Below are 25920 nucleotides of genomic sequence, written 5' to 3' on the forward strand. Positions count from 1 at the left end.
TCTCAGTGCCTGGGCCAATCCGAGGGCGACCAATAGAAGTCCCAGTTGGGGCCGCGAAAGTGCACGCCGATCACGGTCAGGACGAGGAATCCGCACAGAAAACAGGTGAACAGGGCCAAGGCCCCGGCCCGGGCGGATCGGTAGCGATGGACGATCCAAAGGGAATAGGCGGCATACAGCGCCACGACCAGCGTGCCGGGGTTGAAAAAGGTGATCACCGGTTGTGGGATGTCCGGAAACCATTGTCGCAGCCAGCCGAAGCGTATGGCGAAGGATTCGACGGCCAAGACCGCCGCCAATCCGTAGGCCGTCGAAGCCAGGACCAGGCGCGCGCCGCCTGGACCGCCGAACCATTCGCCGCCGCCCCGAAGCTCACGATCGAGGAAGGGGATCAACCCCAAACCGATCACGACGATCATGGGAATACCCACCCCGCCCATGAACGCCGAGTGCGCCACCATCTCTTGCAACCCCAAGAAGTACCACGGGGCCTTCGCCGGGTTTTCCGGCACGTTGGGATTGGCCGGTTCTTTCAGCGGAGCATCGATGCTGATCGACAGGGCCAAGCAGATGAGAACCGTGAACATGAAGACGCCGGCCTCGGCGTAGAAGAGGTGGGGCATGGAGGGGACCGTGTTCTCCGGCCCGCGTCCGACGACGGGACTGCGGCCCTTGACGATCGCCGCCAAATGGTAGGTCTTTTGCGGAGTCTCGGTAAAAACAGGATAGACGTTCTCTTGCGGGCCGAGCTTGGAATCGGCGTCCTCCGGGCGGGCCAGGCCGCCGTCCTTGCGAATCCGCCAGAAGTGGACGCCCATCAATACGACCAATAGCAGCGGCAGAATCACGACGTGTAGCACATAAAAGCGGATTAGGGCCTCCTCTCCCACCACGTCCGACCCCAACAACAACTTCCGTTGCAGCCCTCCCGGGTCGAACGTTCCCGTAATTCCCAAGGCGTCCGTCAGTTCTCGCGGAGATTGGGCGATGTTGGCCCCGATCGTGACCGCCCAGTAGGCCAATTGGTCCCAAGGGAGCAGATAGCCCGTGAACGACAGACCCAATGTCACCACCAACAGCCCCATGCCCACCAGCCAATTGAATTCGCGGGGTGAACGATAAGCCGCCGTGTAGAACACGCGAGCCATGTGCAACAGTACCGCGATGACCATCACGTTGGCCGCCCAGCGGTGAATGTTCCGCATGAATCGGCCGGTCGGCACCACGAAATGGATGTCCTTGATGGATTGATAGGCGACATCGGGGTAGGGCTTGTAGTAAAGCATCAACAGAACGCCGGTAATGAGAGTGAGGAGAAAGGCGGCCGTCGCCATCGCTCCCAATCCCAGCGTCGTCGTCCAGCGGAGACTCCAGCGGTGCGTGCGTACGGGATGGATGTGCAGGAACAGATTGCTGAAGACGAATTCCGAGCGTGCCCGGTCCGTGGTGGGCGAACCGGATCGCCACGCGGCATTCCACACGCGGCGCGGCACGCGCCCAAGATCGGAGGCGAATTGAGATAGTGGTTTCTTTTCGGGATTTACGGCGGTCATGCGCGCACCTTCGTGCCGGGTTTTACCGTCTCGCCCAAGTCGATCAGCAACTCCGAACCTTCCACCGTGACGGCGTGCCAAGGCAAAGCCTTGGGCGCCGGTCCTCCCACGACCTCGCCCCGGGAGTTGAACCGGGAACCGTGGCACGGGCACTCGAACCCTTGCGCTCCGGCTTTCACGATGCAACCCAAGTGCGTGCAGACCAAGGAAATCGCGTACACTCCCTCGGCGTCGCGAAAGATCGCCACGTTCCGTCCCGGCGGCACCCAAGGCTCGCCTGCGGGGGTTGAATCGGGCAAATGCACGCGAAACTTCTTGGAGGGCGAAGCCGTCACCGCCACCTTGGGAAGACGGAGCATTCCCATGAGGGCCAGCGCGGAGGCTCCCAGGCACGCCCCCACGGCCGACATCCCCAGAAAATCGCGGCGTGGCGCCGGTTCGGGGTCCAATCGCGAACGACCTTTTGCCTCGGATTCACTCATGACGACCTCCAGCTCACGGCGTGCGTGACCCTCTCCATCGAAATCGCGTCGGCGGGACATCGCATGGCGCACAACGCACAACGAATGCAGCGATCCTCGTCCTTGAGGATGGCGCTGTGGTCGCGCCGATCGGCGCCGTCGCCCAACAGGGCGTCGGCCAGCGCAGCCAAATCGTCATCCCCTTCTATTTCGCACAGCGACACCAGCTTCAGGCACCGGGTGGGGCATACGTCGGCGCAGCCGCCGCAGAGTACGCAGCGGTTGCCGTCGAAGACCGGGGTGACGCCGCAATCCAGGCATCGTGACGCCTCGCGGCAGGCGAGCGCGGCATCATAGCCCAACTCCACGGGAGCCTCCCAGCTTTGCAGGCGTCGCTCGGGAGCGGCGGCGGGAACCGCTTGCCGTCGCACGGCCTCGTAGCCCGCCTCACGGCGGTAGCGCTCTTGAGGCAAGAATGCCGTCGTCGCCTCGGGGATCAGATCGCGGCCCGTTATATATCGGTAAACGGAACGCGCCGCCTGTTTCCCGGAGGCCACCGCATCGATCAACAACTTGGTGCCGTGAGCCAAATCTCCCGCCGCGAAGACGCCCGGCGCGGAGGTAGCCAAAGTCTCCGGTTCGACGGCAAGCCAACCGGGCCGGCTTTGGCGAATGTCTTCGCCGCCGTCTTGCAGGAAGTCCAAGTTGGTGGCCTGGCCGACCGCGAGCAGCACCGTGTCGCAAGGCAACGTCATCGTTTGGGAATCGTCGAACAGAGGCGCAAAGCGGCGGTTTTCGTCGTAAACACGGACGCAGCGACGGAGTACGATGCCCGTCACTCCGCCGTCGGCGCCTCGCTGAATCTCCACCGGCCCCCATCCGCCCCACCGCTCCACGCCTTCTTCATCGCCCTCGAGAATCTCTTGCGTATCGGCCGGCATCTCCTCCAGAGTTTCCAGGGAGACCAGGCATACGCTTCCTTGAGGCTGCAAACGCATGGCCGTGCGGGCCGTATCGTAAGCGATTTGTCGCACTACGGTCCGGGCTACGTCGTAGGCCACATTGCCGCCGCCCAACACGACGACCTTTTTCCCCAAGGGGAGCGTTTGGCCGAGCGAGACGGCGCGCAGCAGATCGACGCCGCCGTATACGCCCGGCCCGTTCTCTCCGGGAAGCCCCAACCGGCGCGACTGCTTGGCGCCGACGGCGATGATGACGGCGGCGTATTCCTTGCGAAGCGACGCGAAGGAGATATCCCGCCCCACCCAACAACCGCTGCGGATGTGCACGCCCAAGGCCTGGATCACGGCGATCTCTCGACGGATCAATTCGCGCGCGAGGCGATAAGCCGGGACTCCGAGAGCCAACATGCCGCCGAGAATAGGCTCCCCTTCGAAAAGGACGGGCCGAAAACCCATCAATGCCAGGTCGTGCCCCGCCGCCAAGCCCGCCGGACCGCCCCCGATAATCGCCACGGGTTCTCCGCTCGCCGGTACCACACGGCCCGACGTCTCGGCGCGAATCCAGGCGGCCATCTCTTCCGCGTCCGCCGAGACGGACGGCACGTAGCGGCGCAGGTCGCGGAGAATATCGTCCGGCGTGCGCGTTTCCACGCCCGCCTGCTCGCAAGCGAATCGCTTCAAGGCGCGAATGGATATCGGTCGGTCCTCCGCCACGAAGTGACCGTCGGCGTCTACGCGAGGCACCTTCCCGCGGCGGCAGGCGGCCTCGCACGGCGCACCGCAAATGCGCCCGCAAATCGAGGCCAAAGGATTCGGCCCGCGAGCGATGAGATAGGCCTCTTCGAAGTCTCCCGCCGCGACGGCCCTCACGTATCCGCGTGCATCCGTGTGGACGGGGCAGGCGACCTGGCACGAAATCAGGCCGCGGTGATAGCCTTCCTCGGGAATGCGAACTCGCAGGGACGAATATCGGGACATGATGAGTCTCGCAATCGCGACGCGGAAAACCTCACCGTTACGGTTCCAATGCCGAAGCGGTCGACGGACGCGCCTCCTCTTCGCACGTAATCAGCCCTTTCAGCACGGGACAGGGTTGCAACCAGCATTGCGACCGACCGGCGACCGAAGGGTCGGGGCCCGGTCGTCGCATCAGATCGGCCAGCGTCCAGCGCGAGAGCACGCTCACGACGGCATGGTGCAATTCCACGCCCGCTTGATGAAAGGCGCATGTCAGCCTCGGGTCTAGATTTCCCTCGCAGAAGTCGCCGAGGACGACCCCTTGACAAGCCTCCACGACGGCCAAGAGCGTAACGCTTTCGGGCGGTCGGTTGAGGGAGACGCCGCCGTTAGGGCCGCGATGAGCTTTGAGAATTCCCGCCCGAACCAGGTGACGGAGCACTTTAGCCAAATAGGATGGCGATTCACCGAGCGCTTCGGCCATGGAACGGGGCGACAGCGGTTGCGAGTCGGCGTTCAAGCCGAGCATCGTAACCGCCCGCAGTCCGGAGAGCGTCGTTTTCGTCAACATAGCCTTTTCTCAGACATTTCGGACAAAACATATCCAATTTATCGGCAAAGTTTTGTCTGTCAATATCGACAAATCAGGTGATGTATGAATTGGGAGGTTACCCTGCTCCATCATTCCGGAATCCCGACGAGGCAAACCTGTCCACCGAAATCGCAACCAACGAAATACAAATTATTTGCGTCAATACTCCGATGTGCTTTTCGCCTCACGACGGTCGACTGGCGCGGAAACGGTCGCCATTTTAGAAAATAAGGCTTGACGAAAACGACAGAATGGTATAATGGCATGTGATTCGAGGAGTTCTTCGATTGATTTCTCAAACCGCCAAACATGCCGTTGCAGCCCTTTCCTTGCTGGCTCAAGCTCCGCCGTTGCGTTACCTCGGTGCCGGTGAAATCGCCGCGGAAATCGAGGCTCCCCGCAACTACCTGGGCAAGCTGCTCCAATCGCTCATCAACCAAGGGTTGGTGGAGTCGCAAAAGGGAAAAGGCGGAGGGTTTCGATTGGCTCGTCCGCCCGATCGGATCACGCTCTTCGATGTCGTCAACCCCATCGAACGCCTCGAGCGATGGTCGAACTGTTTCTTGGATCGGCGACCCTGTTCGGCGGAGGGGCTTTGTGTTCTGCACGATCGTTGGGCGGTGGTTCGCGACGCATACATCGCCTTCTTGAAGAGCACCACCATCGCGGAGCTGCCCCCGCGAGATCGCTGTCCGATGGTTCCCATTCCCGAGTTGACGAGAGAGAAGACGTCCATGAAACCGACCGAACGATTGCGTCAGGAACATCGCGTCATCGAAAGAGTGCTGGATTGCCTCCAGGAAACGGCGGAGCGATCCGAGAGGGGAAAGGGCTTCGATGCCGCGGTCGCCGGGCAAATGTTGGAATTCTTTCGAGAGTTCGCCGACCGTTGCCATCACGGCAAGGAGGAAGGGCATCTGTTTCCGGCCATGGAGGCGAAGGGGTTTCCGCGAGACGGCGGACCCACCGGCGTGATGATCTACGAACACGAACAAGGCCGATCTCTGATCCGGCGCATGGCGGACGCACTACAGGCCGTTTCCGGCGGCGACGCGTCGGCCCAGACCGCCTTTACGCAGGCCGCTCGCGCCTATTGCAATTTGCTGCGGAACCACATCGCCAAGGAGGATCAGGTTTTGTTCGTCATGGCCGACCAAGCGTTCAGCGCCGAGGATCAGACGCGACTGGCGGCGGCGTTCGAAAAGGTCGAGGCCGAAGAGATCGGGGCCGGCGTTCACGAAAAGTATCATCGGCTGGCCGAAGAGTTGGCGGAACGTTTGGGCGTCGATTCCACGCCGTCCAACCCGCCCGGCGAGGCGGGCGGCCATTCTTGCGGCCATTGATTGCGTTCTCCGGTTGAGGTTCTGGTTGCGGGCACTCTCGGCAAGGAGCGAACCCATGAGTACGAAGGGCTTGAGGAACGCGGCGATTCTCACGTTCGTGGTCAGTATGGCCATCCTGCTTGTCGGCGGATACTTCGCCTTCGACAAGGTGCCGCCCATCCCCGATCGCGTCGTCAGCGGCGGTCGCGACATCACGGACGGGGCCGCGATCCGGAGGGGACAAGACGCTTTTCAACGCTACGGCCTCATGGATCACGGCAGCGTGTGGGGACACGGGTCGCTGCGGGGAATGGATTTTTCCGCGTACACGTTGCACTGTGCGGCGGCGCTGGTCAAGCAATACCTGAACGGGGACGCGCCGCAGGACGCCTATCTGCGACTACCGCCCGAGCCGCGCCGCGAACCGGATGCGCAAGATGCCGCGGTGATTCGGTTGCTCAAGGAAAATCGCTATCAAGCGGAGAGCAAAACGCTGGAATTGGTTCCCGCCCAAGTCTACGCCCTGGAACAAATGCGAATGTACTGGGATCAGGTTTTCGGCAAGGGCGATTCCGATTACGGTTTCTTGCCGAACACGGTGCCGACGGCCGAGGAACGCCGCGATTTGGCGGACTTCTTCTTTTGGACGGCCTGGGCCGCCGTCACCAATCGCCCCGGCTTGAACTATAGCTACACCAACAATTGGCCGAGCGATCGTTTGGTGGGCAATCAACCCTCGACGGATGCCCTGGTTTGGAGCGTGGCCTCCATTTTGGCCCTGTTCGGGGTGCTGGGGGTCGTCGTGTATATCGTTCACCGCTACGGCTTTTTCTACGGCGAATCGCAGGCCGTGCCGGCGGCTTACGGTCTCCTTCAAGCCCCGGTGACGCCCAGCCAAAGGGCCAGCGCCAAGTTCTTTCTGGTAGCGGGCTTGCTCTTCATCGTGCAGATATTGAACGGCGGTTTACTGGCTCATTACACGGTCCACCCGGGCAGCTTCTACCTAAAGATCATTGGGGAGGTCTACCCGTACAGTTGGGCGAAGTCTTGGCACTTGCAACTGGCGATCTTGTGGATCGCGGTATCGTGGATGGGCACAGCCGTCTATCTCGCCCCTTTGATCGCAGGCAAGGAGCCGGCAGGACAACGAACGCTCGTCAATATTCTGTTCGTCGCGGCGCTGGCGGTCGCCGTCGGCGGCTTGGCCGGACAGGTTCTGGGCATCAAGGGGTATTTGGATCAGTGGTGGTTCTGGTTCGGCCACCAGGGCTGGGAATACTTGGAATTGGGCCGGATTTGGCAGATCCTGCTGTTCGGCGGGCTCATTTTTTGGCTGGTGGTGGTCTATCGGGCGATGGTGCCGGTGTTGCGGCGCCAAGCCGACGAAAACGAAGAGGCCGCCGACCGGCGGTCCCTGCTGCTGTTCTACGTCTTCAGCGCCGTGTTCGTCGTCTTGTTCTTCGGATTCGGCCTGTTGTACGGCCGCGGCACGCACATGACGATCGCCGACTATTGGCGCTGGTTCGTGGTCCACATTTGGGTGGAAAGCATTTTCGAGTTCTTCGGCGTCGGCGTGATCTCGCTCTTCCTCGTGACGCTGGGGCTGGTTTCGGCTCGCTCGGCGCTGCGCGTGGCCTATTTGACGGCGATCTTGGTGTTCATCAGCGGCATACCGGGCACCGCCCATCACTACTTCTGGTTCGGCGGTCCCGGCTTTTGGCTGGCCGTCGGCGGCGTATTCAGTTCCTTGGAGCCGATCCCGTTGATTCTCCTGGTCGTCCGCGCTTGGATGGAATATAAGTCCATCAAGGACGAAGGGCGCGAATTCCCCTACCGCTGGCCGCTGTACTTCTTGACCGCCAGCAGCGTGTGGAATTTCATCGGGGCCGGAATCTTCGGGTTCATCATCAATCTGCCCATCATCAACTACTACGAGCATGCCACCTACATGACCACGAATCACGGGCACACGGCCCTTTTCGGCGTGTACGGCATGCTCGCCATCGCATTGATCCTGTTCTCGTGGCGAGGACTGGTCGACAACAAGTACTGGAATGATCGGCTCTTGATGGTCAGTTTTTGGGGGCTGAACGGCGGGCTGTTTCTGATGTTTTTGACGGGGCTGCTGCCGATCGGTTTGAATCAGCTTTGGTATTCCTACGATTCCGGCTTTTGGTGGGCGAGGAGCGCGGCCTTCTATAACCTGCCGCTCATCCAGACACTCGGAAACTGGCGGATCGTCCCCGACACGATCATCATCGTCGTGGGCGCCTTGCCGCTCTTGTACTTCCTGCTCAGCACCTTCCCGCGACTGAGGAAGGATAAGGAAGTCGCCGCCGAGTAGGATGTTGCGGTCCAAGGCTTGGCCGGAGCATTCGACCCCGCCCGAGCGCGCATAAGCTCGCTCGGGCGGCGCGTTCATTCCGGCGGCAAGACGACGTCGCGACGGCGCTCCGGCGGCGTGACCTCCAGCGTTTGCAAACGACCGTCCCGATACTCGCCGCTCACGATCGTTCGATACGGCGCGTGGAGCGTGAATTGAACGTTCCAGTCCCGCGGCCAGGCGGGGAGCACGAAGATCTTCCGCCCTTCGCATTGCATCAACATGCTCTGCACGGCGATCATCAGCACGGAACCGTGGTCTTGGTCGGGTACCCAGTCGTAGTTCGGCCCCCAGAATGCCGGAAAACGCGATTCGCCGTTCCACTCCGAGGCCCGCGCGACCACGTACTCCCGCGCTTCCTCGGCCAATCCCAAGTAGGCCATGAAAACGTCGTCTTGCCGCCAACCGATGTGCCCCCGATCCAATCGCCGCCGCAAAGCCTCCACGCCTAGCTCGCGGTTGTCCTTCTCGAAGGATACCAATCGAAACGGAAAGACGGCGTACAGTTCGGGGTTCTCGATATTTCGCTTATTCGCGAATTGCGCGGCGGGAGCGAGGAAGCGGACGCCGTCCTCCTCCCGGGTAGGCAACTCGGGCAGTTTGCCCTGAAGCGATTGCCAAAAGCGTCGATCCTCGGTCGAGGTGACGCCCTCGGGAAGCGTCAGCAACCGCCGGGTCACGGCATGCAGACCGGCGATTTCCGGCATGGGGTTGGTGCAGTCCCACCATGTCTCCAGGGCTTGGGCGGGATGCATCACCAACTTGCCGTCGTCACCCAGCGGATAGTGCCGGTCGAAAAAAGTCAGTACGGAGCGAATCGCGGGCAGCGCCGAGTCGCGCAAAAAGGCCTCGTCTTGCGTGTGTTCGTAGTAATCCAAAAGCAGCCACGCCAATTCCAAACCGCTGACCCATTCCCATTTGTGCCATCCGCTGGATTGCAGCTTGTCCTCGCCTCGCTCTTCGAAGGGAGTCCATCCGTAGGTTTCGCTGAAGACGTCGCCCCAGAAGTAGATGCATTCCGGAATGAACATTCCCTCGTGGCCGAAGTACTTCTTGGTGCGATGTTCGAACAAGGGAACCAAATCTCGGGCGTACATTTGAAACAGCGGTTGCATCAATTCGGCATCGCCGCCGGCGCACATGGCGTAGTACGGCAATCGCGTGTTCTGCCACCAGTAGCCGGGGCCCCATCGCCGATAGTCGGCATCCGCTTCGCCCTGCGGCCAGGCGGTGGTGAACAGGGAACCGTTAAACTTGATGGGGTAAGGGCCTTTACCGGCGCAGGCCGTGATGAACCGTTGCAGGCAATAACCTCGACTGACGACGAAGGCCGGATCCAAGACCTCGAAGCGCTTGCGTGCCACGACGACGCCGTCGCGGAAGAGCTTGATCTCGCCCGCCGCGGGAGCGACGGTGACGGATACGTGGTGCCGTTCGCCGGCGGGCAGGGCTTCCGGCAGTTGTAGAATGTGGTCGCCCACGATGCAGCGGAGACTATTGCCGGGATACGTGTCGAGCAAGAATCCGTTGTTTTGGCCCGGCGTGGTCTTGTCGATCAGGCGACCCCCGCCCGGCGGAAGTTGCTCGGGTTTGACCCAGGTCTCCAGGGTCATGCCTTGCGAGAAGTCCGTGTCGGCGGAATCCTGCAACAGTCCGCCCGGTTCCGGCGATCCGGTGAAGAATGCGTCCGGCACGTCGGGCGGCAGGCCGGCCGGGGCTTGGGACAGCGACTTCACGGCGGCATCGTCGAGGGCCTTGTTCCATATGCTCACGCGCTCCAAATCGCCGCGGAACCGATTGCCTCCCGCTTGGTCGATGCCGAAGCGGATCGGGTGCTCGTTGCCGGGCACGCAGCGCGGCGGCGGAGTCGGAGTGGTGCCGGTGATCATCACTCGGCTGCGCGACCAGAAGTCAAGCCACAGGCGGCGGTGCCGATCCCGGTGCGATTCCAGGGGTACGGCCTCGTATTCATTCTTGACATCGACTAACGAGCGGAGCCAATTCTCGGGCGTCGCGGGATACCGACTGTGTACGTAGATCGCGAAGTGGTGCCGCGTTCCTTGCGGCGTCTGAAGCTCGCGATCGCTTAACCGACGCCCGTTCTCGGCCGTGACCGCCGCCCCGAACACACGGTCCAAGAGGGGATCGGGGCGGGAAAAATCGTCCAGACCTTGAATCCGCGCGGTCAACGCAGGGCCGATGGACTCCGTGTTGTGGTGATACCATCCGATGCCGGAAGGCCAGTCTTGTAGAACCACGTCGGGACGGGCGATCATCGCTTGGCGTTTGCCGTCCGGGTGGTCGCGGTCCAGCAGGACGTCGCTCACTTCCAAATGCCGGATTTCCGTCGGTTCCGTGCGCCACAATTCGATCGCTGCCAAGGCGGTGGTCGGTAGACCGGTCTCGGCCTCCACATGAATCACCGGCGCGGCGGCATCGATCCAAACGCCGACGGAGACCGTCTCTCGTCCTTCTCCCCACGAGGCGGTCATCGTGGCGTCGCGGAGTCGCAATCGCTGACGGAAGTTCACCACGGCGCCCGGCATGGGATCGAGCTTTACGCGGACCTTGCCCAGTTTCAGAAGTCGTCCGTATTCGTCCCAAGCGTCCGATCGCGCGATGTAGAACAGGATGGAACCGTCGGGTTCGATCCAGGCGTTGATCGCGACCTGACCGTTGCCGAGCGGCATCGAACCGCGACACTCCTCGCTGGGGCTATCCCATTCCACGTCGTACGCGTCCGGCCACGACGGCGATTCCGCCGCCGCGATAAGCCCGCAAAGGGCCGAGAGAACGGTTCCGGCGATCCTAAGCAGCAGGGAGATCGGCTTCACGGTTGCGACTCCTGAGTATTGCTAGGGTCTCGCGAGATCACGTTTCGCGCTTCGATAGGCCTTCACTTGCCCTCCGGCGGGAGTTGAAGCGCGCTGCGATCGGCTGACAAACAATTTACATCGAAAACACCCGACCTGACACACGGCGCAACGGGGAGACTATTCCGCAGCGGCGCCGGCATCGCCAATTACTACAGCCGGTGTCGATTATCTCGACAGTCAAGTCGATGTCTTCGACGTCATGGATTTTTCTTCCCGCCTATGCGTCTTCCCCATGCCGCGATTCAGATTCGCAAAGATACTTGATTTCGTCACTTAGGTAAAATCGCTCCGCTCGGATATGTGAGGTATGGAAGTTGCTCACCTCGGCCCGCGAGCGCGTTCCCACGTGGAAAGGGTTCGTATGTTAAGGTGCAGCGGCAATCGTCGATGGTTCATTGCGGTTGGAGCGTTTAGCGTACTGCTTGGGTGTCGGAAGCGACAACGGGGCGGAAATCGGCTGCCCTGTGTTCCCGCACGCGGCAAGGTCGAATTCCGCGGACCGAAGGCACAGGAAGCCTTGGTCATTTTCCATCCCATCGGGGCGGATGTTGCACGATCGGCCGGCAAGCCCTTCGGCAGGATCGCCGAGGACGGATCGTTTGTTGTGAATACGTACGAGACGGGCGACGGACTGCCGGCCGGGCAGTATGCAGTGACGGTCATTTGGCGAATCCCCGGCCCGGATGAAGAACCGGGAAGGGACGTACTGGCCGGGACCAAATACTCCTCACCGGCCACTTCGCCGCTGAAAGTATCCATCGACGGGAAGCCGGCCGAGTTCCTGTTCCGGTTGGAGTAGAGGCACGCGAGAACGCGAATGAGGAGACGAATATGGGCGTGTATCGAAGCCGTCGCCCAGCCTGCCGCTTGGGTTTCACTTTGATCGAACTGCTGGTCGTGATCGCGATCATCGGCGTCTTAATCGGCCTATTGCTCCCCGCCGTTCAAGCGTCCCGCGAAGCCGCGCGTCGGGCGCACTGTCAAAACAACCAAAAGCAGATATCGCTGGCGTTCTACAACTACGATAGCGCCCACGGCGAGTATCCGCCTTCACGTAAACGAGTGCCTGCCTACGTCGGTTGCTATCCTTTCGTCCTGCCGTACATGGAGCAAGGAAACCTGTTTGACGCCTACAACTTCGATGTGCATTGGTTCGACGATCGGAATCGTGACGTGATCAAGACCGAGGTCCCAACCTTCCTTTGTCCCTCCGCGCCGCGCGATGGGTTCCATCGCGGTACCAAGGTGGATAAGGAATTGCAAATGACGATTTCCTGGGAAGCGGCCGTCACCGATTACATGCCGGTCGGGGCGGTCAAGGAGGAGTTGATGAGTCTTGGTCTGATGGACCCGATCGGCGACGTCCGCGGCGCCATGACGAAAATGCTGGGGCCGAACAAGGCGAGCGAACCCGCCGATAAGAGCAGCGTTCCGTACGTCAGGAACCGCGTCGCGGACATCACGGACGGCACGTCGAATACGATTCTGATCGTGGAATCCGCCGGCGGACCGAATCATTACGTCGCCCGCGGACGCAAGACGGGGGCCGTAAGCGCACATCCTTCCGGTTGGGCCGACTTCGGCAACGTGACCGACATCGAAGGGTCAACCTACGACGGTTTGACGAAAAACGGTCCCTGCGCCGTCAATTGTACCAACCAAAAGAACATTTATTCCTTTCACCCCGGCGGCGCTAATGTCGGCCTGGCGGACGGTTCGGTGCGGTTTCTCCGCGAAGACGTCAGTATGCGGGTGGTCGGCGCCCTGGTCAGTCGTGCAGGAAATGAAGCGGTTTCCGAAGGTCCGTGAGGCGGGAGCGCTTCGGCGTGTCGACCAGGTTGATCGAATCTTCACAGGCAAGCAATCGCCGCGGTGCCGCATCCCGTGAGCATATCTCGCTTCTGCGACTATTGCGGGATAGCATTCCCCTTCTTTTTTGTCACCGAGGATGGTTGACCGCCGTTTTGGTGGTTGCGGTGTTGTATGCCGTTCTCGATCCCATGCAGGGAGTCGTCATCAAAAAGGTGGCCGACGGACTCTCGGGAAAAGACGCCAACGCGGCCGATACTGTGATGACCTGGATCCCGTGGTACATCGTCATCTTGATGGGATTGGCGTTTCTGCAATTCCTCGAGAAGAGTCTGAAGGGATTTTACGATCCGCTTATCACGTTCGAGCTCCAGCGGACTTACCTGCGTCGCAGGCCGCGAGACGATACTATGGCCGTCGTCTCGCGTATTCAGTACGATTGCCGCGACGCGCGGAAGGCCGTGGAAGTCTACGTTCGCGATGTTCCCGCAATCATCGTCGGCATCGTAACGGTTTTCGTCGTACAATGGACGCTTTCGCCGGATTGGTTGCCCGCCTTGTTGATCATCGTGGTGTTCAATCTCGGATTGACGCTTTGGTTAGGACGACCGATCCGGCGCTCGAATCGAGAGATGTTCCTCGCGGTGACCGAAGTCGCCCGTTCCGCTTCGCCTGATCGCCTCGACGAACTCCACGAGAAACAGGAGCGGTTGTACGGCAGAATCCGGCGGCGGGAAGGCTGGATGGGTTTCTCCGAAGTCATGATGCAGTTTACGATTTGGGTTGGTTGCCTGTTGGTGATTTGGTTAGCGCATGCCGTCCCCGCCGCGCTGGGCGTTTCGGAGGTCTCGGCGGGCAGTCTGGCCTTGTTCGTGGCGAACGTGCAATTCCTCTCCAAGCCGCTGATCAACATCGGCAAGGCGTATAACAAGTTTTGTTCGACGGAACCCGCTCTGCGACGCGCCTTTTATGAATGAGCGAAAAGACGACCGGTGCGGAACGTCTTGCCACCGCGAGTCGTCTTGCCGCCGAAGGGAAAGGGGAGGATCGGTGACGTCTCAGGCTCCGGCAGGAGGTCTCGGTTCATGATGAAATCGCGCCGCGAAGATGCCGCGACCCGGCGCATTCCCCTCGCGATTTGGGTGCTCGGCTTCGTCAGTTTGTGCATGGATGTTTCCTCGGAGATGATCCATGCCCTGCTTCCGGTGTTTTTGATATCGACCTTGGGCGCCGGCACGATTGCGTTGGGCATGATCGAGGGCGTGGCGGAGGCCGTCGCCTCCATCACGAAGGTGTTTTCGGGCGTTATCAGCGACCGCATGGGCCGACGCAAGCCGCTGGCGGTGATGGGCTACGGGTTGGCCGCCGTCAGCAAGCCCCTTTTCCCCTTGGCCGCCTCGCCGCTTTGGGTGTTCGTTGCACGATTCGTCGATCGCATCGGCAAGGGCATGCGCGGTGCGCCGCGGGACGCCCTGGTCGCCGACTGCTCGCCGCCGGAAGTGCGGGGCGCGGCTTATGGACTGCGGCAGGCCCTGGACACCTTGGGCGCTCTGCTTGGGCCGCTCGCGGCGCTGGCCTTGATGGCGGCGCTTGCCAACGATATTCGGGCGGTGTTCTGGGTCGCGACCTTCCCCGCCGTCGCCGCGGTGGTGCTGCTGATCGTGGGGGTTAAAGAACCGGCGCGAGACGATGCCGACGCCAAGGCCCCGCGCCGACTGCCGCGTTGGAGCGACGTCAAATCTCTGGGCGGCAGGTTCTGGGGTGTTCTGCTGATCGGCGCCGCGATGGCTCTGGCTCGGTTCAGCGAGGCGTTTCTCGTGCTGCGGGCGTACGACGCCGGTCTTGCCACGGCGTGGACGCCGTTGGCCTTCGTCGTCATGAACCTCACCTACAGCGTCTCGGCCTATCCCGCCGGGCGACTTTCCGATTCATGGGGACGCACGCGATTGCTGACGACGGGACTGATCGTGCTCATCGGCGCGGACCTCGTGCTGGCGGCGGACCTTCCCATCGCCATGATCCTGGTCGGCATCGCGCTGTGGGGGCTTCACATGGGGCTAACGCAGGGGCTGTTGGCCGCCTTGGTCGCCGACAGCGTCCCCGACTCGCTGCGCGGATCGGGATTCGGCGTGTTCTACTTCGTCTCCGGCGTGACCGCCTTGGCGGCGAGCCTGCTGGCGGGCGCCCTGTGGAAATGGGTCGGACCGGCGGGGACATTCCTCGCGAGCGCCGTTTTTTCGGCCATCGCGATCATCGGTTTGCCTTTGGGGACGGCTAGGAAGTGAGGCTGTCTCAAAGACCGGCGGGGGAAGGCGTCGGCATTCCGCGGTCGCCCGATTATCGGAGGCAACCGCTCCGACGGTCGTCACTCACCTGTTTGCCGCGCGGCCGATTCCTTCGCTTGAGGCTCGAAGGCCGATTCGGGCTCGGTCGGGGTTGGGATCAAATGGACGGCGGTAGCCTTGATGACGGCGGTGATCGACGAACCCGGGCGGATCGCCAGTTCTTCGTACGCCGGTCGCGTGATGCAGGCCAAGAGCGGGAATCCTGCGTCCAACTGCACGCACAAGAGCGGACTTCCGGGTTGAATCGATAGGACGCGACTGGGAAGCCGATTACGGGCGCTGCCGGTGACTTTGTCGTCGCGCTCCAGGATGACGTCCTCGCCGCGAATGCTCACCAGGACTTCGCCGGAGAGGTCGGGCGAGGCCAGCGCCGTCAAGCGGGCCGAACCGACCTGCACCTGGGCCAGGCCGTCCCGGTACCCGACGACCCGACCGGGCTGAAGCGTTTCCACGCCCAAGAAGCGGGCGACTCGCGGAGCGACGGGGCGGAGATAGACGTCGGCCTTGTCGCCCTGCTGCACGACGCGTCCTTCCAAGAGCACGGTGACGCGGTCGGCCAAGAAATAGGCTTCCGCGAGGTCGTGGGTGACGAGCAGGACGGTCCATCGCCATTCCCGGATCAGGTCGCGGACCAACCACCACAATTCGCGTTTGAGGCTCTCGTTGAGCGCGACGAAGGGTTCATCGAGGAGGACCAATCGCGGGCGATTGACCAAGGCTCGCACCAGACCCACGCGCTGGCGCTCGCCGCCGGAGAGCGTGTCGGGGCGACGGTCCAAGAGCGGGCGCAGTCCCGTCGCTCGAACCAGTTGATCCAGCAGCGGCGTGAACTCCGCCGGGGCGCGGCGTCTTGCCCGAGCGCCGTACACCAGGTTTTCCCGGACGGTCATGTGCGGGAATAGGGCGATTTGTTGCGGCAAGTAGCCCAATTCGCGCCGTTCAATGGGTAGGCCCGTGATATCGCGACCGGCCAGGAGGATTCGGCCGTTCTCCGGCTTGATCAAGCCCAGCACCGCGTTGAGGAGCGTGGACTTGCCCGATCCGGAGGGGCCGATCACGGCATGGCATTCGCCTTCGGCGGCGGCCAGGCGGATGTCGCGGAGACGGAAGCCTCCGATGGTCGCGGAAAGCGATTCAATCCGCAGCATGGACCGCCCTTCCCAGCAACCGCCGGGTCGCGTACAAGGCCGTCAGGCCGAGGATTACCAAAATCAGAATCAGGGCCGCCGTGCCTTCGATATCCGCCCCGGCCAAGCGGAGGTAAATTGCCGTGGGCAGCGTCTCGGTCCGCATGGCCATGGTGCCGGCGACCATGATGGTGGCCCCGAATTCACCCAGGGCCTTGGCCCAAGACAGCACGAAGGCCGCGATCAGACCGCGACGGACCAGCGGCAGCGTGACCGTGGTCCAGGCGTACCAGGGGGATGCGCCGAGCGTTCGGGCGACGGTCTCGAACTCCACGGGCACCTCGTCGAAGGAGGTTTTGAGGACGCGGACCGCTACGCCCAGCACCGTCACGAATTGCGCCAGCACGATCCCCGCCACGCTGAAGACGAATTGGATGAGGTGATCTTGAATCCACGCGCCGAGCGGGTTGTTGAAGAAGATCAGTAGCATGGCCCCCAGCGCGGCGGGTGAGACGATGATGGGAAACTCCAGCAGCGTGTCCACCAATTCTCGGCCGGGAAAACGGTATCGCGACAGTGCGTAGGCGGCGGGCGCGGCAAGCAGTAGGGCGGGTATCGCCGCCAAGGTGGCGGAAATCAGCGACAGACGCACGGAGAACAGCGTCCGCTCGGAGCGCAGGGTCGCGGCGACCGTGCCGGCCTCCAGGAACCAACCGAGGGAGACGATCAGCCCCCCGTAGAGTAGCAACACGGCGACCGCGGCGGCAATGGTCGAACGGCGGAGGCTCATGGAACGCTTCACTCCGAAATCCACTCATCCGGGACCGTGTATTCCCCGCCCACCGGCTTTTCCTCGCCGATCCAACGGAAGGCCTCTTCGGCCGTGGCGAAATAATGGTGCTTGGCGAGGATGCGGCGACCCTCCGGACCGCTCAAGAAGTCGATGAATCGCTGGGCGCCGGCGCGGTCCTTGGTGTATGTCGAAACGGCGACGGGTACATAGCCCACGCGAGGAATTTGCGATTTGTCCAGCGGCACGGTTTCGATTCGCCCCGGGTCCCAATGTTCGAATACGCTCCATCCGATCACGGCATCGGCCATCTTCAGGGCGACGGCGGTCGCCGTTTTTTCGCAGCTTTCCGTGTAGTTGATTAGATTGCGTCGGAAGGCGGCCTTTTCCTCGGGCGAAAACTCTCGCTCGATGATCTCCACCGCGTAGGCGCCCACGCACACGCCCTCGGGATTGGCGATCGCTACCTTCAAGCCCGGTCGCACCAGGTCGCGCAGTTCGCGGATGTTGCGGGGATTGCCTCTCTGCACGTTGATGGCCGGCACCAGGTACACCATAATCCGCTCACTGTCGGCGAACACCAGACCGTCGCGTTTGGCGATCTCCATGTAATCGGACGAACCCGGGAAATAGATGTCGCCTTGCCTCGCCAGTTTCATTTGAGAAAGGACGTAACCCGAGCCCCCGAAAACCAATTCGACCTTGACGCCGGTTTGCCGTTCGTAGAGCAGGGCGACCTCCTCGGCGGCAGGCTTGGCAGCGGCCCCCACGAACGCCAACAGTCGCGGCGCCGGGTGATCCTCATGGGAGCAGCCTCGGCCCAGCGCGATCAGCACGGATAGCGCGGCGATGGAACCCAGCGTCTTCATGGTGCGTTGCGAACTGCCGAAGCGTTTGTCGCTCCTTCCGTCCGTTCCAGTCGCACCGGTCCGAACAGTCCGGACGGCATCAGTTCGGTATCCGCCGTCAGTTTGCGGATATTGGTCCGCGTGAGGCGTCGATCCTCGGGCAGGGAAGCATCTCCGATAATACGGTTCGGCCAGAAATTCACGACCTCGATGCGCAAGCGGTTCTTGCCCGATCGGATCGCCCCACCGATATCCACACGGAAAGGCGGCGCCCAAACGATCCCGCAGGAACGATCGTTGACGAAAACCTCCGCAAGTTCGCGGACCGATCCCAAATCGAGCCAAACCCGGCCCTCACCCGCGGTCATCCAGGCGTCCGGCACCTCGAATGCGTTCTCGTAGATCGCCGTGCCCGCGTAGTAACGGATACCCGGTTCCGAGTGCTCCGTCCAACCGTCGAGCTTTTCAAAAGTAACCGTGCCGGGCCCGCCCCACTGCGGATCGAAGGTGACCTGCCACGGTCCGGCGATTTCGCGAAGGACCCGGCGCCGCGGCGTCTGCGTTTCACTCTCGGGCGGGTACGCCGCGGCGGGCTCGCGGAAGATCACGAACACGGACCCGCACGGCGGAAGATTCAACGAGACCGCGGTGCGTCCGTCTTTCTCGGAATAGACGTCGGCAAAAGAACGACGTCCCGTCACGGCGTCCCACAACTCCGGCGCCTTTCCCGATACGCGGAAGGTGGCCGTAATATGCTCCTCTGCGGTACCGCGATTGGCGACGAAGTAGATGTCCGCGGCATCCGTCCGGCGGTGAATGTAGTCCAGATCGGCGACGTCGGAGGCGTCGGAGAACTCGCAGTCGGGCGGCACCCCGGCGGCCTGAAGCACCTCGCGGGCCGTTTTGTCGGCGATCACGCGTCCGCGATCCCACAACTCCTCGACCAACCGCCGGTGTTCCGCCTCGTCATCGCTCAGGCTGGGCGAACCGCGGGGGTGAGGCCCGACGATGGTAACGCCCGACTCCGCCAATTCTCCGATCTTGCGGAGCACCGGGAGTGAAATCACGCCGTGCGAGGGCAAAACCAAGACGCGATAGCTCATGCCGTCGGGAAGGACAATCCGCCCGGATTCCACCCCGGCCCGCGTCAGCAACGCTTCCGCCGTGATGACGTCGTAATCATAGCCGGGCAAGACCTTGGTGGGATTCGTGCCTTTGTACTGGGCGAAGTTCGGTACGTGATCGCCGTAATAATAGCACGCATCCGCGACGAAAAGCCCCTGCTGAAGCATGAACTGGCAGCGGTTGATGTAATCGAAGAAAGGCTTTGACTTCGACCACCAGGTGACGTTTGGATTGAGATGCGTTCCGGCGAAGTATTGCAGCCCCGGCAGGCCGTGCTCTTGCGGCGAGCAAACGAAGGCGTGCCAGAAGAGCAGGTTGAAGCCCTCGCAACAAGCCTTGTCGAACGAGGGTTTGAGGTTGTCCCACAGGGTCTCCTGCCAGTGCGGACCGATGGTTGTGAATCCCTCCGCCGCCACAAACCGGCGACCGTAAGTGTGGGCCGCCGAGGCCGGTTGCTTGACGAAAAACCGATTGGCGTCGCCGATGCGGTGCCGCCAGGACCATGCCCAAAACTCCGACATCGGCACGTCGTTGAAACCGAGGCAACGCTGGGCGTCGATGGGGACGGCGTGCGGACCGCCGGACTCCGGATGAATCTCCAGCCCGAGTCGATGGGCGCGGTCCCGAAACGGGCGATAGTGATGCTCGATCGCAAGGTCGCCCAACGTCTTGCGGAAATCGTAAAGGAATCGGTTGCTGGACGGACGATCGCCGACGATGCGACCGGCTAGGACCGGCATCCACGGGGTCATGGCGTAACCGCGGCGCCGCTGGAATTCCGCGGGAAGGGTCGGCGTCCAGTTGAGCGGTTCGATCTCCCAGCTATCGGTGTGCAGATAGCGGAGGGTCTTCCCCGCCATGGGTCCCGCGTCGGCCAGCAGCGGTTCGACCACGGCGTCCCAGTAACGCTCGAAGGCCCCGGCGTCGAGCACGTCCAAGGCGTAACCCTCCCAGCCTTGACTGCACGTGGAGACGTAGGCACGATCGCTGACCGTATAGCCGAAGCGAAGAATCTGCCAGTCGCCTTCGGGTACCTCCCAGGTCAGCGTCCCGTCGGCCCCCAACTTGTCGGTCAAGTCGATGACGCGGTCCGGCGTGACATCCTCTTCCCCCGCGACCGGCGGATCCTCTTCGAGCAGCGGCGTGGTATCGGGCGCGGAGAAGTGCAGGGGGCGGTAACCGGCCTTCTCCGCCCAATTGCGGATCGGGCGCCGCGCGGCAGCACGCGGCCAAGCGCCGTCGGGACCCGCCAGACGCAGTTCGCGAATCTGCACATTTCTCGGATTCTGAAGCTCGCCCCGGTCATAGGCCCCGAGAATCATGAGGCGGAATACCCGGCCTGAAACGGGATCCAGCGAGAGCGTGAATTCCTCCCGAGGATTGGTGATGGCGAACTCGGCCGCCGTGCGAAACTCGCGTCCGTCGTCGGAGACCAGCAAGCGGCACGCATGCGGCCCGTACCCGGGTCGGGGCAGCAGCACCAACCGATCGATCGTGAGCGGGGCGGTGAAGGCGAATTCGATCCATTCCGGGTGATCGGGGGCCGGACCTTTTCCCGGCGCAGCGCCTTCCGAGACCCAGAAGCTGTCTCCGTCACCGTCGATCAGGAAGTCGACGGGATGCGACGGTTGGGCCGACGAAGCGGTGACCCGCGCGTCCTCCGCCTCTTCGCGGACTTGTTGGATGGGATACGCGACGACGATCGCGTCGCGGTAGTATCCGTCGCGTTGAGCGGGTTGCGGAAGCGGCCCTTGGAAGGTCGCCGGTCCGGTGACGCGGGCCTCGGACCAGACGAGCTTCTTCCCCGCATCATCGGCCGAAACGACGGGGCCGCCGAGATTCCAACCGCTCTGGATGTTGAGGCTCATTTCCAGCCCCAACCGATCGGCTTCCCGCAAGGTGTGCTTGAATAACTCTCTCCACTCGGGCGAAAAAAAGTCGGGACCGTGGGGTGCCCGTTCGTTGCCGTCTTGACTTGAGCCATCGGCATCGCAGATGAGTGCTCCTCCGAAACCCTTGGCCTTCATCTCTTCGAGATCGCGCGTGATCGCCTCGCGGGTGACGCACCCGTTGAGCCACCACCAATAGGCGCGGAGTCGGGCCTCCCGCGGCGGAGACTCCCAACCGTCGTCCAACGATTGCCCAACCGCGAAACTTGCCGAAACCGCCAAGAGAATCAGGCCCAAACTCAAATGCCGCGCGATGGATTTCATGGAAGCCGTTCCTCTACAGGAAAAAGGCACGGTCGAGACCGCGTCGGAACCGAACGTTGCATCGCCGCACGTCGCCGGCGCGTCCGCGCGCGTTAATACCGTGGAATGCCGTCTCATTATAAAAAGGAGCCTTGCCTGCACGCGACACCTTGCCGGAGGTCCCGAGTTACGAGGCGGGGAATTCGTGGAGGGGCAGGCGGACGAAAGCGGATGTTTGGAAGACGCCCGCGGCGGATCGGGTATTTGCGGTGCAGGCCGTGCGTGCGAGCGACGCCGTGACGTTACGCGACGGCGCTACCCAACTCAATCCGCCGGTGCCCACTGCACTTCGCCATGGGCCTCGATCGTCCGCGTCAGAGCCTCGATCCAGTAGCAATCGCCGATGCCGACCGGAACGGACCGCATGAAGTCGGCCAAGCGTCGGGCATCGGTCCCGGCCACCCAGCGCTCCACGGGGTGGATCATACCGATCAACTCGGGAGTCACGCCCACGCCCTCGTCGCCCGTCCAACGCGTGAAATACGGCGCTTGATGAAGCCACCAGAGCGGATAGCGGGCCTTCATCAACTCGGTGCGGCGGAGGACCTCCGACCGTTGCGTGTCGGCCAAGAAGCGGAGGACCTCGGGGCATGCATCGAGGAACATCCAGCAGTCGCCGGGGAAACTGCCGCGATTGCGCGGCGTTTGGAAATGCGCGAACCTCGTGCGCGCCAATTGGGCCGCGATCCGCGATACGTCGCGCCCCTCGTCGAGATCGGCGGCCAGCGCCTCGCTCGCCCGTCTCAACGCGCCCGCATCGCCGAACCTCTTCGCGAGTCGTGCCACGGCGATGTGCGCCCCCATTCGGCCGTACAAAATCGGCTCGCTCTCGATGCCTTCCATGTAACGGGTCTTGATGAGTTCCCAGTACCGCTGCAAGGTCTTCCAGTCGCCGCTGCGGTCTCCGTACAGCCACAGGCCGTACAGGACGTGCAAAGTCGGGCAAGGGCCGTATTCGGAGATATAGCGCCCCTCGGTCACTAATCGACCGTGCAGGGGGCGGGGAGCGCCGTCCGTCGGCCCCAGGATGCCTGACAGATAGGGTGCATGTTTGGGATCGGCAAGCGTCTTGGCCGCGTACTCGCGAATGCGGTCCTGCTGCGTCGCGGTGACGTAGGGATAAGCGTAGGCCAAAGTCGTCAACATTCGACCGCGCTCGTAATAGAGCCAATAGGCCTCGTGCGGCACGTCGGCATAGCTCAATCGCAGCGGCGCAAGAAGCCCCGCGTTCAAAATGCGTTCCACCTCGTCCTGCAATTCGGCCCTCAACGGGGCGGTCGCCTCCATATCGATGGCTGCGACGCGCGGCGTTTGCCAAAGATATCGGCCGTATTCTTCCGTCGTCAATACTGCGCCGGACAAGAGGATGCCGTAAACGGCACAGCAAACCTGGAACATCGCACGATCCTCCGCTACTAGCGCGCCGTTTCCACGCAGGTGACGGCGAAGTTTTCGGTGAAGAAGAGCTTTCCCTCGGCCAAGGCGGGTGCCGTGCGTCCCGACGGCGCGGGCGGCGTATCGGGAACGCGGACGCGGTCGCCGTCTCCTTGGGCATAGTTGATCGGCGACTGCCATCCCCCGCCGTCCCAGCGGCGATAGAGGGCGCTGATGCGATGATGCCGCGAGGTTTCCAAATCAATGACGCTGGTTCCGCGGAAGTTCTGCCTCAAGTACAAATAACGCCCGCCGGTAGTCATCGCGTACAGGTTGTCGGTCTCCGTCGTCTGATCGGCGTAGCGCCCGTTGTCGACCAGGATGCGGTTGCCGTTGCTCAGGTCCAGGGCGCTGATATCCGTGGTGAAATTGGTGCCGAAGCCGCACTTTCGGATCACGGTTCCATAGGCGGAGGCCCACCACAAGAGCGGTCGTCCGCGGGCGTCGAGGGCGGGCGGGTCGGGCGGCATGCCGCAGCCCTCGGTGACGCCCGTCGCGATGACGTAGTCCTTCTTCAAATCGTCCGTCCGTAAAGCGAAGTGCGTCTCCCACACCTTGCCCGGTCCGCTCAGCCAGCGGCGGAGGGCGGCCTGCTCGGAGGCGACGTCGGGATAGCCGGGACGAAGACTGGGGTCCCAGCCCACCGTTCCGAAGTCGGGGCCTTTCCCCGCGAGAATGGGATCATTCACATATTCGCTGCCCACGCAAATCAGCGGCACGGTGGTGAAAATCACGCGATCGGCCGCGGCTACCGGCCAAAGGAACCGGAAGCTCTGCCCCATCAGGCGTTCGCTGCGAGCGGCGATTCGGCCCGTGGCGGCGTCAAGCGCTACGGCCTCCATGGCCTCGGTTCCTACATAGACCTTGGCGCCCGCGACGCAAAGTCCGCCCTGGATCGGTGCGCCCAAAGGTTCGCTTTTCCACAGCTCCTTTCCGTCGCTCAATCGCAGGGCATAGACCCGTCCCGATTGGTTGGCTGTGAAGAGGATGCCGCCCTCCAAAGCCGGGGCGACGGTGACGGCCTTGCCGGTGTCGTATTGCCACAGTTGCTTGCCGGTGGCGGCCTCCCAGGCCGTCACGCGACCCGTCACCGTGGCGAAGGCGACCACGTTTTCGGCGGCGACTCCCGGCCAGAGCGAGCCCCCGGGATTGGCTGCCGTCCACAGCGTCGCGCCGTCGTCGGCGTCGATCGCGTACACGGTTCCCTGACAGTCCCCCACGAATACGCGCCCGGCAACGCAGATCGGTTGCATGGAACCGGCGAAGCAGAACGGTAGCCGCGCGGGCATGGGAAGGTTCTTGCCCTCCGCGCTGGTCAGATCGTCGTCCCAGCCCGGCGCTTGCTTCGATTCGCGATTGCGAAGCACGTACTCCGGCCCGAACCATATCCAACGGGCGCGGTACGGGGGCGGGACCTCGATCTCGGATCGCCCATGACGTGCGGCGTTGCGTTGCAATTGCGGCCAATCTTCCGTCGCCGCACGCCCTCCGCTTGTCGAACCGGACGGCGTTTGGGGCGGGGACGCGGCGCCGGAGCGGTCGTCCGCCAAGCACCACCCCCAAACACACGCGGCCCCTATGAGGAGAGCGGCGGATCGGGCTGTTGTTTGCAGTCCCATCGTCATCCTTCCGATCGCGATACCGGTTACGGCGGACCCGTTGCCATGCGGCGATCATTTTATTTTCCGCGGTGTCCGCAATCCAGAAGCTCGGAGAGAAAGGCCGAATCCGTCGCGAGCAAGGGCGGCAGCCATTTGCATCTTGCCGAAATATTGCATAGTTGTCAAAATATGCAATTATGATTTGCAACGAGAAGAACGGCAGTACGGGGTCGCACCTGTTGTTCGTGGAAGTCCGCGGCAAGGCGGGCGTCCATCTCGCCGAGTCGGACCGATCAGCAATCCGGCAATAAAGGAGGGATGTGTCGATGGAAAAGCAAATCGCGCGACGCAGCGTGCTTTCGTCGCTGGGGCTGTATTCCGGCGGAGTTTTGATGGCGGGATGCGCCCGGACTTTGGGAGATTCCTCGGGCAGCGCGGCGACATCCGGCGCGTCGGGATCGAGTGGGCCTGATCTTCCCAAGGCGGCACAACCGGCCTGGAAATACATGGCTTTGGACCCCGACGAACTCGCCGATCGGGCCTACGCCATGTACCCCAACGGGTCGTGCATGTACTCGATGGTCGGTTCCGTCATGACGGCCTTGGCCGAAAAGGTGGGCGAACCGTTCGCCTCGTTTCCGTTCGGCATGATGCGTTACGGCCACGGCGGGGTCGGCGGTTGGGGATCCATCTGCGGCGTGGTCAACGGTGCGGCGGCGGTCATCGCGCTGTTCTATCAAGACGACGAGGAGGTTCGAAACAGGCTGATCGGTCGCTTTGCGCGGTGGTACGAAGCGACGCCGCTGCCGACGTATCAACCCAAAACTTCGCCGTCGCCCATGGAGTTGCCGGCCAGTTCCGCGAATTCGGTGTTGTGTCACGTATCGGTCTCGCGGTGGTGCGAGGTTTCGGGCTGTCCGGCCTTTTCTAAGGAGAAAAGCGAGCGGTGCCGGCGGTTGACCGCCGACGGGGCCCGGATGCTGGCGATCGTACTGAACGAGGCCGAGGCACGGACCGAGCTTGCCGGAAGCGATATTTCGTCCGTCGCCAAGGATTGCAACGCGTGCCACGGCAAGACGCAACTGGCCGACGCGATGGTGAAGATGGATTGCCGGACCTGTCACACGCTGCCGGACTCGCACCCGTCGGAAACGATCGGCAGTCGGTAGGGGCTTGGGGAGGCACGCACCGCACCCCCGCTCTTTCACCACCAGCTTACGCTGGTGGCTCTAGTTATGCACCACCAGCTCACGCTGGTGGCTCTAGGATAAAGCGCGTGTTACGCCACTAACACCACTAGTTTACGCTGGTGGCTCCTGATTATTTCGCGTTGTGCGCAAGACCCAAAAAGAGAGCCGCCGGCGTAAGCCGGCGGTGTTACGGCGCAACCCAGCGTTCACCACCAGTTTACGCTGGAGGCTCTGGGATAAAGCGTGTGTTATGCCAATAACACCACTAGTTTACGCTGGTGGCTCCCGACTAT

Annotated in this window: 18 protein-coding genes; 7 read left to right on the top strand and 11 right to left on the bottom strand. The window is 62.6% G+C overall.

What is annotated here, in order from left to right; translation table 11 throughout:
* Positions 1 to 2 precede the first annotated feature (2 nt).
* Genes ACYQ6J_RS16380 through ACYQ6J_RS16395 form a run of 4 tightly spaced genes read right to left on the bottom strand, consistent with a single transcriptional unit; the run spans position 3 to position 4504 of the window.
* Positions 3 to 1553 (bottom strand): cytochrome b N-terminal domain-containing protein, encoded by a 1551-nt coding sequence (locus ACYQ6J_RS16380; protein ID WP_460185268.1) that lies wholly within the window; start codon positions 1551 to 1553, stop codon positions 3 to 5.
* Positions 1550 to 2035, bottom strand: coding sequence for a QcrA and Rieske domain-containing protein (locus tag ACYQ6J_RS16385; protein ID WP_460185269.1), 486 nt, complete (start codon positions 2033 to 2035; stop codon positions 1550 to 1552). The genes ACYQ6J_RS16380 and ACYQ6J_RS16385 overlap by 4 nt, the downstream gene beginning before the upstream one ends.
* Positions 2032 to 3954 carry an FAD-dependent oxidoreductase gene (locus tag ACYQ6J_RS16390; protein ID WP_460185270.1) on the bottom strand — a complete coding sequence of 641 codons (1923 nt, stop codon included), beginning with the start codon at positions 3952 to 3954 and terminating at the stop codon, positions 2032 to 2034. The genes ACYQ6J_RS16385 and ACYQ6J_RS16390 overlap by 4 nt, the downstream gene beginning before the upstream one ends.
* Before the next feature lie 37 nt (positions 3955 to 3991).
* On the bottom strand, positions 3992 to 4504 hold the full coding sequence (locus ACYQ6J_RS16395) for an RrF2 family transcriptional regulator (RefSeq protein WP_460185271.1): 513 nt from the start codon (positions 4502 to 4504) through the stop codon (positions 3992 to 3994).
* Positions 4505 to 4812: 308 nt separating this feature from the next.
* Between ACYQ6J_RS16395 and ACYQ6J_RS16400 the strand changes: the two genes are divergently transcribed.
* Both ACYQ6J_RS16400 and ACYQ6J_RS16405 read left to right on the top strand, forming a co-directional pair.
* The gene (locus tag ACYQ6J_RS16400; RefSeq protein ID WP_460185272.1) at positions 4813 to 5868 is read left to right on the top strand and encodes an Rrf2 family transcriptional regulator; all 1056 of its coding nucleotides are present in this window, start codon (positions 4813 to 4815) and stop codon (positions 5866 to 5868) included.
* A 55-nt stretch (positions 5869 to 5923) separates the two neighbouring features.
* On the top strand, positions 5924 to 8191 hold the full coding sequence (locus ACYQ6J_RS16405) for a nitric-oxide reductase large subunit (RefSeq protein ID WP_460185273.1): 2268 nt from the start codon (positions 5924 to 5926) through the stop codon (positions 8189 to 8191).
* Between the two features lie 74 nt (positions 8192 to 8265).
* Here ACYQ6J_RS16405 and ACYQ6J_RS16410 read toward each other — a convergent pair whose 3' ends face one another.
* Positions 8266 to 11064 (bottom strand): DUF5703 domain-containing protein, encoded by a 2799-nt coding sequence (locus tag ACYQ6J_RS16410; RefSeq protein WP_460185274.1) that lies wholly within the window; start codon positions 11062 to 11064, stop codon positions 8266 to 8268.
* A gap of 559 nt (positions 11065 to 11623) precedes the next feature.
* On the opposite strand from ACYQ6J_RS16410, the gene ACYQ6J_RS16415 reads away from it, so the two are divergent.
* From ACYQ6J_RS16415 to ACYQ6J_RS16430, 4 genes are all read left to right on the top strand, one after another.
* Positions 11624 to 11905 carry a hypothetical protein gene (locus ACYQ6J_RS16415; RefSeq protein WP_460185275.1) on the top strand — a complete coding sequence of 94 codons (282 nt, stop codon included), beginning with the start codon at positions 11624 to 11626 and terminating at the stop codon, positions 11903 to 11905.
* A 32-nt stretch (positions 11906 to 11937) separates the two neighbouring features.
* Positions 11938 to 12915, top strand: coding sequence for a DUF1559 family PulG-like putative transporter (locus ACYQ6J_RS16420; protein WP_460185276.1), 978 nt, complete (start codon positions 11938 to 11940; stop codon positions 12913 to 12915).
* Positions 12916 to 12932: 17 nt separating this feature from the next.
* Positions 12933 to 13892, top strand: coding sequence for an ABC transporter ATP-binding protein (locus tag ACYQ6J_RS16425; protein WP_460185277.1), 960 nt, complete (start codon positions 12933 to 12935; stop codon positions 13890 to 13892).
* Positions 13893 to 14000: 108 nt separating this feature from the next.
* Positions 14001 to 15200 (top strand): MFS transporter, encoded by a 1200-nt coding sequence (locus tag ACYQ6J_RS16430; protein WP_460185278.1) that lies wholly within the window; start codon positions 14001 to 14003, stop codon positions 15198 to 15200.
* Between the two features lie 80 nt (positions 15201 to 15280).
* Here the strand turns inward: ACYQ6J_RS16430 and ACYQ6J_RS16435 are convergent, their stop codons facing one another.
* The 6 genes from ACYQ6J_RS16435 to ACYQ6J_RS16460 form a co-directional block, all read right to left on the bottom strand.
* Positions 15281 to 16408 carry an ABC transporter ATP-binding protein gene (locus ACYQ6J_RS16435; protein ID WP_460185279.1) on the bottom strand — a complete coding sequence of 376 codons (1128 nt, stop codon included), beginning with the start codon at positions 16406 to 16408 and terminating at the stop codon, positions 15281 to 15283.
* On the bottom strand, positions 16395 to 17189 hold the full coding sequence (locus ACYQ6J_RS16440) for an ABC transporter permease (RefSeq protein WP_460185280.1): 795 nt from the start codon (positions 17187 to 17189) through the stop codon (positions 16395 to 16397). The genes ACYQ6J_RS16435 and ACYQ6J_RS16440 overlap by 14 nt, the downstream gene beginning before the upstream one ends.
* Positions 17186 to 18046 carry a molybdate ABC transporter substrate-binding protein gene (gene modA, locus ACYQ6J_RS16445; RefSeq protein WP_460185281.1) on the bottom strand — a complete coding sequence of 287 codons (861 nt, stop codon included), beginning with the start codon at positions 18044 to 18046 and terminating at the stop codon, positions 17186 to 17188. Before modA ends, ACYQ6J_RS16440 begins: the two co-directional genes overlap by 4 nt.
* Positions 18043 to 21363: a glycosyl hydrolase gene (locus tag ACYQ6J_RS16450; RefSeq protein WP_460185282.1), complete on the bottom strand. Its 3321-nt coding sequence runs from the start codon at positions 21361 to 21363 to the stop codon at positions 18043 to 18045. The genes modA and ACYQ6J_RS16450 overlap by 4 nt, the downstream gene beginning before the upstream one ends.
* Positions 21364 to 21666: 303 nt before the next feature.
* Entirely contained in the window at positions 21667 to 22800 is a 1134-nt protein-coding gene (locus tag ACYQ6J_RS16455) for a hypothetical protein (RefSeq protein ID WP_460185283.1), read from the bottom strand.
* Positions 22801 to 22817: 17 nt separating this feature from the next.
* Positions 22818 to 24455: an outer membrane protein assembly factor BamB family protein gene (locus tag ACYQ6J_RS16460; protein WP_460185284.1), complete on the bottom strand. Its 1638-nt coding sequence runs from the start codon at positions 24453 to 24455 to the stop codon at positions 22818 to 22820.
* 308 nt (positions 24456 to 24763) lie between these two features.
* Between ACYQ6J_RS16460 and ACYQ6J_RS16465 the strand changes: the two genes are divergently transcribed.
* Positions 24764 to 25606 carry a C-GCAxxG-C-C family protein gene (locus tag ACYQ6J_RS16465; RefSeq protein WP_460185285.1) on the top strand — a complete coding sequence of 281 codons (843 nt, stop codon included), beginning with the start codon at positions 24764 to 24766 and terminating at the stop codon, positions 25604 to 25606.
* The last annotated feature ends 314 nt before the right edge of the window (positions 25607 to 25920 follow it).

It is taken from the genome of Thermopirellula anaerolimosa (assembly GCF_054657335.1).